Consider the following 599-nt stretch of genomic DNA (forward strand, 5'->3'; position numbering starts at 1 on the left):
CGGTTAACCTTGCTACAGAATATAAGTCGCTGACCCATTATACAAAAGGTACGCAGTCACACCACAAGGGTGCTCCCACTGCTTGTACGTACACGGTTTCAGGTTCTGTTTCACTCCCCTCGCCGGGGTTCTTTTCGCCTTTCCCTCACGGTACTGGTTCACTATCGGTCAGTCAGGAGTATTTAGCCTTGGAGGATGGTCCCCCCATCTTCAGACAGGATATCACGTGTCCCGCCCTACTCGTCGAACCCACAGAATATGCATTTTTGTGTACGGGGGTATCACCCTGTATCCCGCGACTTTCCAGACGCTTCCACTAACGCACAAACTGATGATGGTTCCGGGCTGTTCCCCGTTCGCTCGCCGCTACTGGGGGAATCTCGGTTGATTTCTTTTCCTCTGGGTACTTAGATGTTTCAGTTCCCCAGGTTCGCCTTGCAGCACTATGTATTCATGCTGCAATAGTGTGCCGGAGCACACTGGGTTTCCCCATTCGGGTATCGTCGGCTGTAACGGTTCATATCACCTTACCGACGCTTATCGCAGATTAGCACGCCCTTCATCGCCTCTGACTGCCAGGGCATCCACCGTGTACGCTT

At 52.8% G+C, this 599-nt stretch carries 1 rRNA gene; it reads right to left on the bottom strand.

From position 1 onward, the window contains the following. Window positions 1–599, bottom strand: a 23S ribosomal RNA gene (locus tag MKZ79_RS21155); the annotation flags it as partial.

This window comes from Erwinia sp. CGal63 (assembly GCF_037026505.1).
Lineage (GTDB): Bacteria > Pseudomonadota > Gammaproteobacteria > Enterobacterales > Enterobacteriaceae > Erwinia.